The organism is Lysobacter sp. Root494, from assembly GCF_001427225.1.
Lineage (GTDB): Bacteria > Pseudomonadota > Gammaproteobacteria > Xanthomonadales > Xanthomonadaceae > Agrilutibacter.
Window position 1 is genome coordinate 1281636 of sequence record NZ_LMFH01000005.1, and the last position, 15120, is coordinate 1296755.

The following is a 15120-nucleotide window of genomic DNA, read 5'->3' on the forward strand; positions in this document are numbered from 1 at the left end:
ATCCGTCGGGGTTTCCTGACAACGTCGGGCGAGCATCACGTCCGCTGGCACGCCGCTTGCCTCACCCGGGAGGAAATCCGCTCCCGGAGAGCACCATGTCCGACTTCCTTGGCATCCACGGCACCGCGCTCGCATTGCGCGAGAAGCGCTTGCAGCTGCTCGCCGCCAATATCGCCAACGCGGACACACCGCATTACCAGGCCCAGGATCTGGACTTCACCACTGCGCTCCGCAGTGCGCTGCAGCCCGGCAGCAACGCGACGGGCCCCGGCGGCGGGGATGCGATCCAGCAAGCCGCCGCGAGCGCGCAGTACCTGCGTCCGGCCAGCCAGCCCAGCCTCGACGGCAACACGGTCGATGGCGATCGCGAGAACGCGAGCTACGCGCAGGCGGTCGTTGAATACCGCGCCTCGCTTTCCTTCATCGAATCGAAGGTCCGCTCGATGCTGACCGCGATCACCGGCCAATAGGAGGCGCGCGGCCCATGAGCAACCTGCCCATCTTCGACGTCGCCGGTTCGGCGATGAACGCGCAGTCGGTGCGGCTGAGCACCGTCGCGTCCAACCTCGCCAACGCCGACTCGATTTCCGGAAATCCCGACGCCGTATTCCGCGCCAAACAGCCGGTGTTTTCGGCGGAACCGGTCGGCAACGACCCGGCGCTCGCCGGCGTGCAGGTGACGCAGGTCACCGAAAGCACCGCTGCACCGCTGAAGCGCTACGAACCCGGCCATCCGCTCGCCGACGCACAGGGCTACGTGTACGCGCCGGACATCGATCCGGTCGCGCAGATGGTCGACCTCATCTCCGCCTCGCGCAGCTACCAGGCCAATGTCGAGGTGTTCAACAGCGCGAAGGAACTCGCCGTCGCCACGCTCAACCTGGGCCGCTGACGCGCGCCCGCCGAGGAAATCGTTTCGATATGAGCACGGTCACCAGCAGCACCGACAACACCTTCGCTTCGCTCGGCCTGGCGGCGCAGCCGAACGACCGCAGCACGTCGCTCGGCCAGGCCGATTTCCTGCGCCTGATGACCGAGCAGCTCAAGAACCAGGACCCGCTGAAGCCGCTCGACAACGCACAGTTCCTTGGCCAGCTCGCGCAGTTTTCCACCGTGCAGGGCATCGACAAGATGCAGGGCGCGATGCAGGCGGTCGCGAGCATCATGGAATCCGACCAGACCTTGCGCGCGGCCGCACTGGTGGGCCGCGAAGCGCTGGTGGAAGCCTCTTCTCTCGACGTGCAGGCCGGCACCACTGTGCGCGGCGAAATCACGGCCACGAGCGCGGGTCCGGTCACCGTCGAGATCGTCGATGCCGCAGGCACGCGCGTACGCACCATGAGCGTGCAGGCGAATGCCGCCGGCAATGTGCCCTTCCAGTGGGACGGACGCGACGATGCGGGCCAGGCGACGACCGGCGGCCGTTACACCGTCCGCGCAATCGCAGGCAGTGGCGAGGAGTCCGAAGCCCTCACCGTCAGCGTCGCTGCGCAGATCGACAGCGTTTCCATCGAGCCCAGCGGGCTCGTCCTCAACCTCGAAGGCCTGGGCAGCCATCCGCTGTCGGCCATCCGCCGCATCGGCTGATCGCCGGTGCAGTTCCCAGACGCACGACTCCACACGGCACAGGAGCACACATGAGTTTCCGCATCTCGCTCAGTGGCATGAACGCGGCTTCGGCCGATCTCAACGTCACCTCGCACAACATCGCCAACGCGAACACCACAGGCTTCAAGGAATCGCGTGCGGAGTTCGCCGACGTCTTCCCGGTCTCGGCCGCCGGCCTCTCGCGCAACGCGATCGGCGCGGGCGTGCGGCTGGACAAGGTCGCGCAGCAGTTCGCACAGGGCAACGTGGACTTCACCGGCCGCGCGCTCGATCTCGCGCTGTCCGGCCAGGGCTTCTTCACCCTGTCCGCCAATGGGTCGATGGTGTATTCGCGCGCCGGCAACTTCGGCACCGATCGCGATGGCTATGTCGTGAATCCGTCGGGCCAGCGCTTGCAGGTGTTCCTGCCGAATGCAGGCGGCAATGGTTTCGATACGGGCCGCTTGGGCGACCTGCGGCTGGCTACCGGCGATTCGCCGCCGTTGGCGACCACCACGGTCGAAGTCGGCACCAACCTGCCGGGCGATGCGTCGCCGCCGCTGCTCAGTCCGTTCGACGCCAACGACCCGTCCACGTACAACCACACCACTTCCGTGACGGTCTACGACTCGCTCGGCGCGACGCACACGCAGTCGATGTACTTCATCAAGACGGCGAACCCGAACGAGTGGCAGGTGCAGACGCAGATCGATGGCGCCGACGTGGGCACGGCGCAGACGCTGCAGTATTCGTCGAGTGGGCAGCTGGTTTCGCCATCGCCCGGCCGCATCGCCCTGCCCGCCTTCACTCCGGCAACCGGCGCGGCACCCATGCCGGTCACGCTCGAGATGAGCGGCTCCACGCAGTACGGCAATGCATTCGGCGTGTCGTCGCTGACGCAGGATGGTTATGCGACGGGCCGCCTCATCAACATCGAGGTCTCCAGCGAAGGCATCGTCAATGCGCGCTACACCAACGGCGTGTCGACGCCGCTCGGCCAGGTCGCGCTGACCACCTTCACCAATCCGCAGGGTCTGCAGCCGCTGGGCGACAACGGCTGGGCGGAGACGTTCGAGTCGGGCCAGGCGCGCCGCGGTGCCGCGGGAACGTCTGAATTCGGACTGGTGCAGGGGGGCGCGCTGGAAGCCTCCAACGTGGACCTCACCGCGCAGCTGGTGAACATGATCAGCGCGCAGCGCAACTTCCAGGCGAACGCGCAGATGATTTCGACACAGGACCAGATCACGCAGACGGTGATCAACATTCGCTAGTGAGCGATCCCTCTTGCTTGTCATCCCCGCGAAGGCGGGGATCCAGTGACTTGGCCTTGGCTTTCAGCTTCAGACGCAGGCGAAAAGCAAAGTCGCTGGGTTCCCGCCTACGCGGGAACGACGAGCGAAAGCGATGCCGTTCCAGGTGCAGGAAAAACCCATGACCGACCGCTCCCTATACATCGCGATGACCGGCGCCAGCGCCACGCTGCGCGCCCAGGCTTCGGTCGCGCACAACCTGGCCAACACCGACACCGTCGGCTTCCAGGCGACGCTGACCGGAACCGTGGCGGCGCCAGTCGCCGGTGCCGGCCTGCCTTCGCGCGTGGCGACAATGCAGCAGACGATGGGCGTGAGCTCGGCAGCGGGCGCATTGACCAATACCGGCAATCCGCTCGACATCGCGTTGCAGTCGGAACACTGGCTCGCGGTGCAGGATCGCAACGGCGGAGTCGCCTACACGCGTGCCGGCGATCTGCGCATCAACCAGAACGGCCTGCTCACCACGGCGAGCGGCCTTTCGGTGCTCGACCAGTCGGGCGCGCCGATGACGGTTCCGCCCAACGACGCCCTGCACATCGGTGGCGACGGCACGATCTCGATCGTGCCACAGGGCCAGCCCCCTTCGACGATGGCCAGTGCCGGCCGCCTGCAGGTCGTCGCGACGAATACCCGCGACCTGGTGCGAGGCGAAGACGGACTGATGCGTACGCCGCCCGGATCGAACCCGCCGCCGCCCGCGGCCGGCAACGTCCTCACTGCCGGCGTGCTGGAGAACAGCAATGTCGACGGCACCGCGATGCTGGTGTCGATGATCCAGCTCGCGCGCCAGTTCGAGACGCAGGTACGCGTCTTGCACAGTGCGGACGAGAGCGCACGTTCGGCCAATTCGCTGCTGTCATCGCGCTGAGTTCCACCACAACCACCCCTTCTTCGAAGAGTAATCCGCCATGACCCAGGCTCTGTGGATCGCCAAGACCGGCCTCGACGCGCAGCAGACGCGCATGGCGGTGATTTCCAACAATCTCGCCAACACGAACACCACCGGCTTCAAGCGCGATCGTGCCAGCTTCGAAGACCTGCTCTACCAGACCGTGCGCCAGCCCGGCGGCGCGTCTTCCGAGCAGACGCAGCTGCCGACGGGCCTTTCGACCGGCACCGGCGTGCGCGTCGCGGCGACGGCCAAGCAGTTCGCCCAGGGCAACCTCGCGCAGACCGGCAACGCGCTGGACGTGGCGATCAATGGCCGCGGCTTCTTCGAAGTGTTGATGCCCGACGGCAGCACCGCGTACACGCGCGATGGCAGCTTCCAGCTCAACGCACAGGGCGAGCTGGTCACCAATTCCGGATACCCGGTGCAGCCGGGCCTGCAGTTTCCCGAAGGCACGCAGAGCGTGACCGTGGGCAGCGACGGCACGGTAAGCGTGCAGATCGCCGGGCAGGCCGAATCCGTGCAGGTCGGCCAGCTGACGCTCGCCGACTTCGTCAATCCCGCCGGCCTGCAGGCCAAGGGCGAAAACCTCTTCGTCGAAACCGGCGCGAGCGGACCCGCGCAGAGCGGTGCACCCGGCCAGAGCGGTGTCGGCGTGCTCGTGCAGGGCGCACTGGAAGGCTCCAACGTCAACGTCGTCGAGGAACTGGTGTCGATGATCGAAACGCAACGCGCCTACGAGACCAATGCGAAGGCGATTTCGACGACCGATCAGATGCTGGCGTACCTCAATAACAACCTGTGAGTGGTGTGATGTCGGCTAATGCGCTCTTGCCGTTGCTCGTCATTCCTGCGAAGGCCGGAAGCGCTCTTCCACAGCGTGGAGCGCTGGTCATCCAGTGCCTTTGGCTCTTGAACCAGGAATGGGCAAAAGCAAGAACAAAGTCACTGGATCCCCGCTTTCGCGGGGATGACGAGCAACAACAAGAGCAAAAACAGACACAAGGGCAACGCATATGCGGTTTGCACGTCCTTGCCTGCACCACCCTCCTCACCCTCGCCGGCTGCGCCTCCGTCGTCGGCGACGTGCGCCCGTTCTCTGCGCAAACCAATTCGTCCGCCGGCCGGCCAGAAGTCGTCCAGCAACACGCTGAAGCGGCTGCTGCACTGGGTGACGGCGGAGGTTCGATCTTCGCCAGTGCGGGCAGCAATCAGAGCGGGCCGCGCATGCGTTTGTTCGAAGATAACAAGGCGCGCGGGGTCGGCGACCTGCTGACCATCGTGCTGGTCGAGAACACCCGCGCCAAGACGAATGCGAAAACCGCCGTGACCAAAGACGCGGGAGTCGGAATCTCGGCACCGACGATTTTCGGCCAGGGCGTCACCTACAACGGCAAGCCGCTGCTGCAGGCCGAGATCGAAGGCTCGCGCGACTTTTCGGGCGCCGGCGACAGCGCTCAAAGCAACCAGCTGGCCGGAAACATCACCGTATCGGTGGTCGAGAACCTCGGCAACGGCAACCTGCGCGTCGCCGGCGAAAAGCGCATGCGCCTGAACCAGGGCGACGAGCTGGTCCAGATTCAAGGAATCGTGCGGACCGCCGATATCGGTCCCGACAACCGGATCACCTCGGACCGCGTCGGCGAAGCCCGGATCGTCTATGGCGGCCGCGGCACCATCGCGCGCTCCAACGCGATGGGCTGGCTCGGGCGCTTCTTCAATTCCGCTGCGTTTCCGTACTGAGGGCTGACATGCGATTCCTGAAGAACATCGCCGCTGCTCTCCGTAGTCAGCAACACGGCATCGCCAGGGTGCGCTGTGGCGCGCCGCGCGCAAAGCAATTCGCCATCACTTTGCTGATGACGTTCGCGAGCATCGCGCCCGCGCACGCCGAGCGCATCAAGGATCTCGCCCAGGTCGCCGGCGTGCGCGGCAACCCGTTGGTGGGTTACGGGCTGGTCGTCGGCCTCGATGGCAGCGGCGATCGCACCAGCCAGACGCCGTTCACGGTGCAGAGTCTCAAGACGATGCTCGACCAGCTCGGCGTAACGATCCCGCCGGGCGTGAATCCGCAGCTGAAGAACGTCGCGGCGGTAGCGATCCAGGCCGAACTGCCCGCCTTCGCCAAGCCGGGTCAGAACATCGACGTCACCGTGTCTTCCATCGGCAATGCCGGTTCACTTCGCGGCGGCACGCTGCTGATGGCGCCGCTGCGCGGTGCCGATGGGCAGATCTATGCGATCGCGCAGGGCGCTCTCGTCGTTGGAGGCTTCGGTGCCGCGGGCAAGGACGGCTCGAAGATCTCGGTGAACGCCCCCAACGGCGGCAGCATTCCCAACGGCGCCATCGTCGAACGCTCGGTGCCCAACGCAGCGCAGGGCAGCAACGTGGTGACGCTCAACCTGCACGACGCCGACTTCACCACCGCCGCACGGATCGTCAGCGCCGTCGACGCCGCCTTCGGCGCGGGTCACGCCCACGCACTGGATGGCGTCACCATCGAAGTGACTCCGCCTTCCAGCGATCGCATCGCCTTCCTTGCGCAGCTCGAATCGCTGGAAGTGAATCCCGGCGCCGCGGCAGCGAAGGTGATCGTGAGTGCGCGCACCGGCACCGTCGTGATGGGTGGACAGGTGACCGTGCTGCCTGCCGCGGTCTCGCACGGTTCGCTCACGGTTTCGATCACCGAAAACATCAACGTCAGCCAGCCCGAAGCCTTCGGTCGGGGCGGCACCGTCGTGACTCCGCAATCGAACATCGAAGTGCAGCAGGAAGGCGGACGCATGTTCATGTTCCAGGGCGGAACCTCCCTGGAAGCCATCGTGCGTGCGGTGAATGCCGTGGGCGCCGCGCCGGGCGACATCGTCGCGATCCTCGAAGCGCTCAAGCGCGCCGGGGCGCTGCGTGCGGAGCTCGAGGTGATCTGACAGGCACGCCGCTTGCACGCCCATGACATGCGCCTGACATCCGCCACCGGCATTTCCCTGGAGCCCGCTTCGACGGGCTCTTCGCATGCGCGTATCGAGCAGGCCGCCCGCGAACTGGAGACGCAGTTCGCGCACATGCTGATCAAATCGATGCGTAGTACATCGATCGGCGGCGATCCGATGCTGGGCGACAACACCACGTATCGCGAGATGTACGACCAGCAGCTCGCGAAGGAACTGGGCAAGGGGCGCGGCCTCGGACTGGCGCCGATGATCATGCGGCAGCTGGAGCGCGCGTCGCCGCAGAGCTCCACGAGTCCGGTTCCGCTCCCGTTGTCCACGCCTCCCGCTCCGATGGCGCTACCGGCAGCGAACGGCTTGCTGCCGCTGGCACCCACGCGTGCCGGCGTTTCCATGCAGGCGCTCGACGTGCCGCTTCCTTCGGCTGCGTCGGCTGGACCCGCGGCCGCGTGCGATCCGGAAACGAAGCTCGACTGCAGCAGCCCCGAAGCCTTCGTGCGTTCGATCTGGCCGATGGCGCAGAAGACCGCCGCCGAACTCGGCGTGTCGCCACGTGCACTGGTTGCGCAGGCGGCACTCGAGACGGGCTGGGGCCGCCGTCTCGCGCACGGGAATGGCGAGACCTCGCACAACCTGTTCGGGATCAAGGCGGGCGGACGCTGGAACGGTTCTCGGGTCAACGCCGCCACGCACGAATTCGTCGCCGGCACGCGCCGCAGCGAACGCGCCGATTTCCGCGCGTACGGCTCGGTTGCGGAAAGCTTCGCCGATTACGCGCGCCTGCTCGGCAAGGACCGCTATGCGTCCGCGCGTGGCGCGGGCGAAGACGTGCATCGCTTCGCCAGCGCATTGCAACAGGCCGGTTACGCCACCGATCCCTCGTACGCGAACAAGATCTCCGCGATCGCGAATGGATCCACTCTCAACCGCGCCCTGGCGATGCTGCCTGGCGCCACGCGGATGGTGGCCAGCGCCGCCGTCGCCACTACGCCGCGGGGTTAAGGCATGACCGGCATTCTCTCCACCGGCACTTCCGCGCTGCTCGCATTCCAACGCGCGCTAGGCACCGTCGGCCACAACGTCGCGAACGCGGCGACGCCGGGCTACAGCCGCCAGCGTGTCGAATTCGCGGCCCGGCCCGGACAGGGCACCAGCGCGACCTACATCGGCCAGGGCGTCGACGTGGATCGGCTGCGCCGTCTCGCCGATGGACTCGTATTCGCGCGACAGGTCGACAGCAGCGGCGAAATGGGCCGGCTCGAGCAACTTTCATCGCTGTCGACGCGGGTGGACGCCCTGCTTTCCGGCGAATCGACCAGCCTGTCGCAACCGTGGTCGGCATTCTTCGGCGCGGCCCGCGGTGTGGTATCCGATCCGACTTCGCCGGTCGCGCGCAGCCAACTGGTCACGTCGGGGCAGCAGCTCGCCAGTCGCTGGCGCTCGCTCGACAGCCAGCTGGCGACGATCGAAAAGGACACCGACCAGAAACTCGTCACCACGGTCGCCGATGCGAATCGCCTCGCGAGCGAGATCGCCTCGCTCAACCGCGACATCGCGATCGCGGGGAGCAACGCATCGCCCGACCTGCTCGATGCGCGCGCGTTGCGCATCGACCAGCTGGCCACTCTGGTCGGCGTCGAAACCGTCGAGCAGGACGACGGCGCGATGAACGTATTCACCAACGGTGGACAACCGCTCGTACTGGGTGGCCGCGCCACGCCGCTCGGCACCACGCAGGATCCATATCGCCCGGAACGCCTGCAGATCGCGTTGGAAGGTGCGAACGGACCGATCCGCCTGCCCTCGTCGGCGATTGGCGGAGAGCTCGGTGGCCTGCTGGAATTCCGCGGCCGCGTGCTCGACCCGGCACGCGCGGAACTCGGTCGCGCGGCTACCGCATTCGCTCTCGCCTTCAACGAGGCACAACGTGCCGGTGTCGACTACAACGGCGCGCCAGGCACGGACTTTTTCTCCCTCGCGCCGCCGCGTGTCGACGCGCATGCATCCAACACCGGCACGGGCAGCCTCTCCGCCAGCGTCACCGATACCGGCGCACTTACCGGACAGGACTTCACGCTGCGTTACGCGTCCGGTAGCTGGAGCGCGACGCGTGCCGATAACGGCGAACCCATCGCGCTGTCCGGCAGCGGTACCGCCGCCAATCCACTGAGCATCGGCGGACTCTCGCTCGTGGTAGCCGGCACGCCTGCGGACGGAGATCGCTTCGCCGTCTCGCCCACTGCGGGTGCCTCGGCCAGCATCGCGGTGGTGCTGCAGGATCCCGCCGCGATCGCTGCCGCGTCACCGCTGCAGGGCGCCGCGGACGCGTCCAATCTCGGCACCGCGCGCATCGGTGCGGCGCAGGTGACCGATGCGACGGCATTCGCGGCCTTCGCCGGCGCGAGCATCGAATTCATCGATGCCGACCAGTACACGATCGACGGTGCGGGGCCGTATGCCTACACCGCCGGCACTCCGATCGCCGGCAACGGCTGGTCGTTGACGCTCGAAGGCACGCCTGCCGCGGGCGACCGCTTCGCGCTTTCGCGCACGCCACCGCGTTCCGCCAACAACGGCAATGCGCGCGCGCTCGCCGGGCTGGACACCAAGCCCCTGCTCGATGGCGGCACCACCAGCCTGACCAACGGCCTGAGCCAGCTCACCGCGCGCGTCGGCAGCGCCGCACGCCATGCCGATCTGACGCTGGAAGCGCAGCAGGCCATCCACGCGCAGGTCGAAGCCGAGCGCGAATCGATTTCCGGCGTGAACCTCGACGAGGAAGCCGCCGACATGCTGCGTTTCCAGCAGGCCTACCAGGCCGCGGCGCAGGTGATCGCCACCGCCGACACCGTGTTCCAGTCGCTGCTCGGAGCCATCCGCCGATGACCTTGCGTGTATCCACTTCCGGCCTGCATGCGCAGGGCCTCGCCGCGCTGTTGCGCCACCAGAGCCAGATCGCGCGCACGCAGCAGCAACTCACCACCGGCACGCGCATTACGCAGGCCAAGGACGATCCGGTGGCTGCCTCGAACGCCCAGCGGCTCGACCACGTGCTGGCGATGCTGGGCGAATACGGCCGCAGCGCCGGACAGGTCGACAACCGCCTGCGCCTGCAGGAAGAAGCGCTCGCCGACACCGGCAGCACGCTGTCGCGCGCGCGTGAACTCGCCATCCAGGGCAACAACGCGCCGCTATCCGACAACGACCGCAAGGCGATCGCCACCGAAGTCCGCCAGTTGCGCGCCTCGCTGATCGCCATCGCCAACCGCGACGACGGTAATGGGCGCCGCCTCTTCGCCGGCACGCGCGACGGCGTCGTGCCCTTCGTCGACAACGCGGGCACCGTCGGCTACGCGGGCGACGATGGCCAGAACAGCATCGACATCGCGCCGGAAATCGCCATCGCCGACACCGATCCGGGTAGCGCCGTCTTCCTGCGCGTGCGTACCGGGGACGGCACCATGCGCGCGAGTGCAACGTCCGCCAACACCGGCACCGGCGTGCTCGATTCGGCGAATGTCACGGATCCCCTGGCATGGAACGGACGTGCCCTGTCGGTGCGTTTCACTTCGGCCACCGATTACGAAGTCGTCGATGGCGGCGGCGCCGCACTGGTCCCACCGGTCGCCGGCACCTGGACGCCGGGCCAGGCCATTCCCGACGCCGCAGCGGGCCTTGGCGTGCAGTTCCGGATCACCGGGGCACCCGCGGCGGGCGACAGTTTCACTGTCGAACGCGCGCCCACGCGCGACGTCTTCGCCACGCTCGATGCGCTCGCCGATGCGCTGGAAGCGTCCACGGTTTCGCCAGCCGACGCGGCACGGCGCGCCAATGCCCTTGCTTCGGCGATAGGCGACATCGCCACCGCCGAGGACCACATGCTCACGCTGCGCGCCGGCACCGGCATGCGCCTGCAGGAACTGGACAGCGCGGCGGAACGCCGCGGCAGCGAGGAAGTCACGCTCGCCGGCACGCTCTCGGAACTGCGCGATACCGATTACGCCGAAGCGATCAGCCGTCTGTCGCTGCAGATGACCGCACTGGAAGCTGCGCAGAAATCGATGCTGCGGATCCAGGGTCTGTCGCTGTTCGACAAGATCTGAACCGATGCGCGGCGCGCGTGAAGGCCGTTCACGGCAGTCCGGCGCGCCGCATCCGCCTCCCCTATCACAAATCGTGCAAAGCCCGCACTAAAGACAATCCGGACGGTGCCGTTACCTAGTCCAGCAGAGGACAGGGCCGGTGGAAACGGCAAGCCCCTGCGGACCACCGACCCCGACGCTTCGTCGGCACCGACACCCCGGAGATACAGACAATGTCCATCATCAACACCAACGTGATGTCGCTGAACTCGCAGCGTAACCTCGCGACCAACAGCGCCAGCCTCGCCACCACCATCCAGCGCCTGTCGTCGGGCCTGCGCATCAACAGCGCGAAGGACGACGCCGCCGGCCTCGCGATTTCCGAGCGCTTCTCGACCCAGATCCGCGGCATGAACCAGGCTGCCCGCAACGCCAACGACGGCATCTCGCTGGCGCAGACCGCCGAAGGCGCGCTGGGCGAAATCGGCAACAACCTGCAGCGCATCCGCGAACTGGCCGTGCAGTCGCGCAACGCCACCAACTCGTCCGATGACCGCGCCGCCCTGCAGAAGGAAGTCGCGCAGCTGAAGGCCGAAATCGACCGCGTCGCCGACCAGACCTCGTTCAACGGCACCAAGCTGCTGGACGGCTCGTTCACCACGCAGGCCTTCCAGGTCGGCGCCAACCAGGGCCAGACGATCACCGTCGACAGCATCACCGACGCGAACATCGCCTCGCTGGGCAACTGGACCGAGCCGTCGACGACCACCTACACGCAGACCACCGCTGCCGCCTCCGCGACGGCGTTCGCCACCGGCGTGTCGATGGATATCAACGGCGTGACGATCACGACCGCCGACGGCGCCGCCGACGCTGCCGCTGCCACCGCCGCGATCAAGTCTGCATTCGACACCGCAAAGGCCAATGTCGCCAATACGTCGCTGGCCAACGTGAGCATGGACGCGACCGGCGCGATCACGTCGACCGACGCCTCCCTGACCGTCGCCAACCTGACCAACGTCAGTGGCGTCACCGCGGGCACCACTGCTGGCACCGCGACGGCAGTTGCCGGCGCCGCGCACACGGGTTTCGCCGCCCTCGACATTTCCACGGTCAGCGGTGCGGACAACGCGATCCTCGCGATGGACGCAGCGCTCAACTCGGTCAACAGCGCCCGCGCCGACCTGGGTGCGGTGCAGAACCGCTTCACCTCGGTCATCGCGAACCTCAACACGACGGCCGAGAACCTGACTGCTTCGCGCAGCCGCATCCGCGACACCGACTTCGCGAAGGAAACGGCGGAACTGACCCGCACGCAGATCCTGAACCAGGCCGGCACCGCGATGCTGGCGCAGGCCAACCAGGCACCGCAGGGCGTGCTCAGCCTGCTGCGCTGATGAAAGAGGCGGGACGCGGCACCGGCCGCGTCCCGTTCCGCGGAGGCTGGGTCCTGGAGGTTGGGAGACGGCAATGAAGGTCGGTCCGACTTCACGCCCCAGCCCCCAGGCCCCAGCCTCCGCAACACAAACGCATCCGCTCCATCCGTTCCGGCTCCACCCGCTACTCGGTTTCATTCTTCTCCTACCGCGAGGTGTTCCATGGCCCACGACCGATTCCAGACGACACGCAGGTCCGTGGTCCGCCAGGACGTCTCGCGCTCTCTTCATGGGTGGTCGCGATGAGCATCGCGTCCACCGGCATCGGCAGCGGCCTCGATGTCGCCACGCTCGTGCAGCAGCTGGTAGCCGCCGAGCGCGCGCCCACCGCGAACCGCATCGACACGGTCGAGCGCAAGACCAAGGCCGAGATCTCAGCCTTCGGCAGCCTGCGCAGCGCGTTCGACGGCCTGCGTAATGCACTCACCCGCCTGCGCTCGAGCGATGCCGCGGATGCGCGCAAGGCGACCGTGCAGGCCGAAGCCGGCTTCACCGCCACCGCGACCGCGAAGGCCGCGGTCGGCACCTACAGCATCGAAGTCCTCTCGCGAGCCAGTGCGCACAAGCTCGCCTCCGCGGCATTCGCCTCCGCCGAAACGACGATAGGCACGGGCCACCTCACCATCACCAGCGGCGACACGACGCTCGAAATCGACGTAGACGCCGAGCACGCCACCCTGCAGGGCGTGCGCGACGCCATCAACAAGGCCGCACAGGGGCAAGGTGTCGCCGCCACCATCGTGCAGGCCGACGACGGCGCGCACCTTGTCCTCAACGCGACCTCGACCGGCGCGGCGAATGCGTTGCGCATCACCGCCAGCGGCGGCGACGGTGCCCTGTCGGCCTTCGCCTACAACCAGCCGGCGGCCAGCACCATGCAGCAGCTGCAGGCCGCGGGCGACGCGCGCATCAAGGTCGATGGCTTCGAACGCAGCAGCGCCAGCGACACCATCAGCGACATGATCCAGGGCATCACGATCACGGTGACCGAAGCCGCACCGGGCACCGTGAAGACACTGACCGTTTCAGCCGATCCGTCCGTCCTGCGCGCCGCGGCGAAAAGTTTCGTCACCGCCTACAACGCCTCGATCAACACCATCGGCACGGTGACTAAATACGACGCGACCACGAAGGTCGCGGCGGCGCTCAACGGTGACGCGCTGATGCGCGGGGTCAACCAGGATCTGCGCAACCAGCTCGGCAATGCCGTCAACGACCTCAAGGCGTTGGGCATCACCATCGAAGCGAATGGCACGCTGAAGATGGATGACGCCGCGTTCGACGCCGGACTGGCCAAGGATCCCGCCGTGGCGAAGCGGCTGTTCGCCTCCGATGACGGCCTCGCCGCGGACCTGCAGGCCAGCATGGACCGCCTGCTTGCCACCGACGGCGTACTCAAGAGCCGCGACGACAACCTCAGTCGCCGCACAAAGTCCATCACCGAGCAGCGCACCGCGCTCGACGAGCGCATGAGCCAGCTGGAAGAACGTTACCGCGCGCAGTTCGTCGCGCTCGACGAGCTGATGTCGAAGATGCAGTCCACGAGCAGCTACCTCGCACAGCAGCTCGCCAACCTCTGACCAAGTGATTCCCCCCAAGCCTTCGCACGAGTCCGCCATGTACAGCGCACGCAACTTCGCCAATCAGTACCGGCAGACCGGTGTGTCCAGTGCCGTGCTCGACGCCAGCCCGCACGAACTCGTCACGTTGATGCTCGCAGGCGCGCGCGAACGCGCACGTCTCGCCATCGCCTGCCTTGAGCGCGGCGACATGCCACGGAAAGCGCAGGCGATCAGCGACGCCGCCGCGATCATCGGCGGGCTCGACGGTGCACTGAACCTCGAGGCCGGAGGCGAAATCGCCGATGGGCTGCAGGCGCTGTACGACTATGCGCAGCGCCGCCTGCTCGCCGCCAATGCCAACAACGACGCCGAGCCGCTGCGCGAAGTCGACGTACTGCTCGGCGAAGTCGAATCCGCCTGGCGCGCGATTGCACCCGCCCGGTAATGGTCCCGCACCTGCCCGCCGCCGGAATCCGCAACGCCATCGAGGCAGGCGACTGGCCGCGCGCGACCGAACTGCTGGCCATGCACCAATCCGAGCTCGCCGAGACACTGGCGGCTACCGATCTCTCGGCGGTGGCACGCGAGCCCTGGTTCGACCTGCTGCTCGCGCAGCGCGCACTGCTGGCTGAACTGCGCGACGCACGCAACCGCGTCGCGGAGGCGATGGAACGTCTTACGGAAGACCATCGCCGTGCGCGCGCATGGCTGCGGGAGCTGGCATGAGCGCCGCCGCTGAAATCGCACGCGAACAGTTGTTCGGTGACGTCCTGGCGTGCACGGAAATCCACCCCGCGGCCTTCGTACCGGGACCGTTCGACGCGTCGCGCCTGCGAGTCCATGCCGTCCAGGCCGAAGCGTTGCTGCGAGCACTGGCCGTGATCGAGGACGGCGCACGCAACGACGAATCCGATCCGCATGCCGAAGGCGTGTTCCGCCGCCTTGAAGCCAAGATCGACCTGCTCACTGCGCTGGTCGCCGGCCTTGCGGCAGGCCATTCAACGGATCCCGCGCGCCCGCTGCAATGGTCATCACGCGGCGCACGCCTGGTCACCGACGCCGCTGCGCCACCGCTCACACAGGGCCTGTTCCGCGTGCAACCGGCCGAATGGCTGCCGTCGCCGCTCGTTCTTCCGGCGACCGTGATTGCGCTCGAGGCAGAGGGAAGCAGCGGCCTGCACGCGTTATGGCTGCGCTTCGAACCACTGCCGCCGGCACTCGGAGCCGCCCTGGAACGGCATCTTTTCCGCGTACATCGACGCGCAGTGGCAGAAAGTCGACGCATTGGTAAGTAAACCGACGC

At 67.2% G+C, this 15120-nt stretch carries 16 protein-coding genes; all 16 read left to right on the plus strand.

Annotated features, from left to right (window positions below; translation table 11 throughout):
- Positions 1-95: 95 nt before the first annotated feature.
- The 16 genes from flgB to ASD14_RS09070 all read left to right on the plus strand — a co-directional run bounded on the left by flgB (position 96) and on the right by ASD14_RS09070 (position 15112).
- The gene (flgB, locus tag ASD14_RS08995) at positions 96-470 is read left to right on the plus strand and encodes a flagellar basal body rod protein FlgB (protein ID WP_056131885.1); all 375 of its coding nucleotides are present in this window, start codon (positions 96-98) and stop codon (positions 468-470) included.
- A 14-nt stretch (positions 471-484) separates the two neighbouring features.
- Positions 485-892, plus strand: coding sequence for a flagellar basal body rod protein FlgC (gene flgC / locus ASD14_RS09000; RefSeq protein WP_056131886.1), 408 nt, complete (start codon positions 485-487; stop codon positions 890-892).
- A 29-nt stretch (positions 893-921) separates the two neighbouring features.
- On the plus strand, positions 922-1587 hold the full coding sequence (locus ASD14_RS09005; protein WP_056131889.1) for a flagellar hook capping FlgD N-terminal domain-containing protein: 666 nt from the start codon (positions 922-924) through the stop codon (positions 1585-1587).
- A 50-nt stretch (positions 1588-1637) separates the two neighbouring features.
- The gene (flgE, locus tag ASD14_RS09010; protein WP_056131892.1) at positions 1638-2858 is read left to right on the plus strand and encodes a flagellar hook protein FlgE; all 1221 of its coding nucleotides are present in this window, start codon (positions 1638-1640) and stop codon (positions 2856-2858) included.
- 160 nt (positions 2859-3018) lie between these two features.
- Positions 3019-3768, plus strand: coding sequence for a flagellar basal body rod protein FlgF (gene flgF, locus ASD14_RS09015; RefSeq protein ID WP_056132419.1), 750 nt, complete (start codon positions 3019-3021; stop codon positions 3766-3768).
- A 40-nt stretch (positions 3769-3808) separates the two neighbouring features.
- Positions 3809-4594, plus strand: coding sequence for a flagellar basal-body rod protein FlgG (gene flgG / locus ASD14_RS09020; RefSeq protein ID WP_056131895.1), 786 nt, complete (start codon positions 3809-3811; stop codon positions 4592-4594).
- 209 nt (positions 4595-4803) lie between these two features.
- A complete protein-coding gene (flgH, locus tag ASD14_RS09025) occupies positions 4804-5532 on the plus strand; it encodes a flagellar basal body L-ring protein FlgH (protein ID WP_056132421.1) in 729 nt (242 codons plus the stop codon).
- 116 nt (positions 5533-5648) lie between these two features.
- Positions 5649-6716 (plus strand): flagellar basal body P-ring protein FlgI, encoded by a 1068-nt coding sequence (locus tag ASD14_RS09030; RefSeq protein WP_235565364.1) that lies wholly within the window; start codon positions 5649-5651, stop codon positions 6714-6716.
- A 27-nt stretch (positions 6717-6743) separates the two neighbouring features.
- Complete coding sequence (gene flgJ / locus ASD14_RS09035) at positions 6744-7739, plus strand: flagellar assembly peptidoglycan hydrolase FlgJ (RefSeq protein ID WP_056131899.1); 996 nt, start codon at positions 6744-6746, stop codon at positions 7737-7739.
- A 3-nt stretch (positions 7740-7742) separates the two neighbouring features.
- On the plus strand, positions 7743-9623 hold the full coding sequence (gene flgK / locus ASD14_RS09040) for a flagellar hook-associated protein FlgK (protein ID WP_056131902.1): 1881 nt from the start codon (positions 7743-7745) through the stop codon (positions 9621-9623).
- Entirely contained in the window at positions 9620-10840 is a 1221-nt protein-coding gene (flgL, locus tag ASD14_RS09045) for a flagellar hook-associated protein FlgL (RefSeq protein ID WP_056131904.1), read from the plus strand. Before flgK ends, flgL begins: the two co-directional genes overlap by 4 nt.
- Before the next feature lie 212 nt (positions 10841-11052).
- Positions 11053-12216 carry a flagellin gene (locus tag ASD14_RS09050; protein WP_056131907.1) on the plus strand — a complete coding sequence of 388 codons (1164 nt, stop codon included), beginning with the start codon at positions 11053-11055 and terminating at the stop codon, positions 12214-12216.
- A 281-nt stretch (positions 12217-12497) separates the two neighbouring features.
- Complete coding sequence (gene fliD / locus ASD14_RS09055; protein ID WP_056131910.1) at positions 12498-13835, plus strand: flagellar filament capping protein FliD; 1338 nt, start codon at positions 12498-12500, stop codon at positions 13833-13835.
- A 37-nt stretch (positions 13836-13872) separates the two neighbouring features.
- Entirely contained in the window at positions 13873-14262 is a 390-nt protein-coding gene (gene fliS / locus ASD14_RS09060; protein WP_056131913.1) for a flagellar export chaperone FliS, read from the plus strand.
- Positions 14262-14543, plus strand: coding sequence for a hypothetical protein (locus ASD14_RS09065; RefSeq protein WP_056131915.1), 282 nt, complete (start codon positions 14262-14264; stop codon positions 14541-14543). Before fliS ends, ASD14_RS09065 begins: the two co-directional genes overlap by 1 nt.
- Positions 14540-15112: a PilZ domain-containing protein gene (locus ASD14_RS09070; protein WP_056131916.1), complete on the plus strand. Its 573-nt coding sequence runs from the start codon at positions 14540-14542 to the stop codon at positions 15110-15112. Before ASD14_RS09065 ends, ASD14_RS09070 begins: the two co-directional genes overlap by 4 nt.
- Positions 15113-15120: the final 8 nt, after the last annotated feature.

Excerpts from the sequence above, each read along its gene's own strand:
- flgB (WP_056131885.1), top strand. The coding sequence starts at position 96 with ATGTCCGACTTCCTTGGCATCCACGGCACCGCGCTCGCATTGCGCGAG.
- flgC (WP_056131886.1), top strand. The coding sequence starts at position 485 with ATGAGCAACCTGCCCATCTTCGACGTCGCCGGTTCGGCGATGAACGCG.
- ASD14_RS09005 (WP_056131889.1), top strand. The coding sequence starts at position 922 with ATGAGCACGGTCACCAGCAGCACCGACAACACCTTCGCTTCGCTCGGC.
- flgE (WP_056131892.1), top strand. The coding sequence starts at position 1,638 with ATGAGTTTCCGCATCTCGCTCAGTGGCATGAACGCGGCTTCGGCCGAT.
- flgF (WP_056132419.1), top strand. The coding sequence starts at position 3,019 with ATGACCGACCGCTCCCTATACATCGCGATGACCGGCGCCAGCGCCACG.
- flgG (WP_056131895.1), top strand. The coding sequence starts at position 3,809 with ATGACCCAGGCTCTGTGGATCGCCAAGACCGGCCTCGACGCGCAGCAG.
- ASD14_RS09030 (WP_235565364.1), top strand. The coding sequence starts at position 5,649 with ATGACGTTCGCGAGCATCGCGCCCGCGCACGCCGAGCGCATCAAGGAT.
- flgJ (WP_056131899.1), top strand. The coding sequence starts at position 6,744 with ATGCGCCTGACATCCGCCACCGGCATTTCCCTGGAGCCCGCTTCGACG.
- flgK (WP_056131902.1), top strand. The coding sequence starts at position 7,743 with ATGACCGGCATTCTCTCCACCGGCACTTCCGCGCTGCTCGCATTCCAA.
- flgL (WP_056131904.1), top strand. The coding sequence starts at position 9,620 with ATGACCTTGCGTGTATCCACTTCCGGCCTGCATGCGCAGGGCCTCGCC.
- ASD14_RS09050 (WP_056131907.1), top strand. The coding sequence starts at position 11,053 with ATGTCCATCATCAACACCAACGTGATGTCGCTGAACTCGCAGCGTAAC.
- fliD (WP_056131910.1), top strand. The coding sequence starts at position 12,498 with ATGAGCATCGCGTCCACCGGCATCGGCAGCGGCCTCGATGTCGCCACG.
- fliS (WP_056131913.1), top strand. The coding sequence starts at position 13,873 with ATGTACAGCGCACGCAACTTCGCCAATCAGTACCGGCAGACCGGTGTG.
- ASD14_RS09065 (WP_056131915.1), top strand. The coding sequence starts at position 14,262 with ATGGTCCCGCACCTGCCCGCCGCCGGAATCCGCAACGCCATCGAGGCA.
- ASD14_RS09070 (WP_056131916.1), top strand. The coding sequence starts at position 14,540 with ATGAGCGCCGCCGCTGAAATCGCACGCGAACAGTTGTTCGGTGACGTC.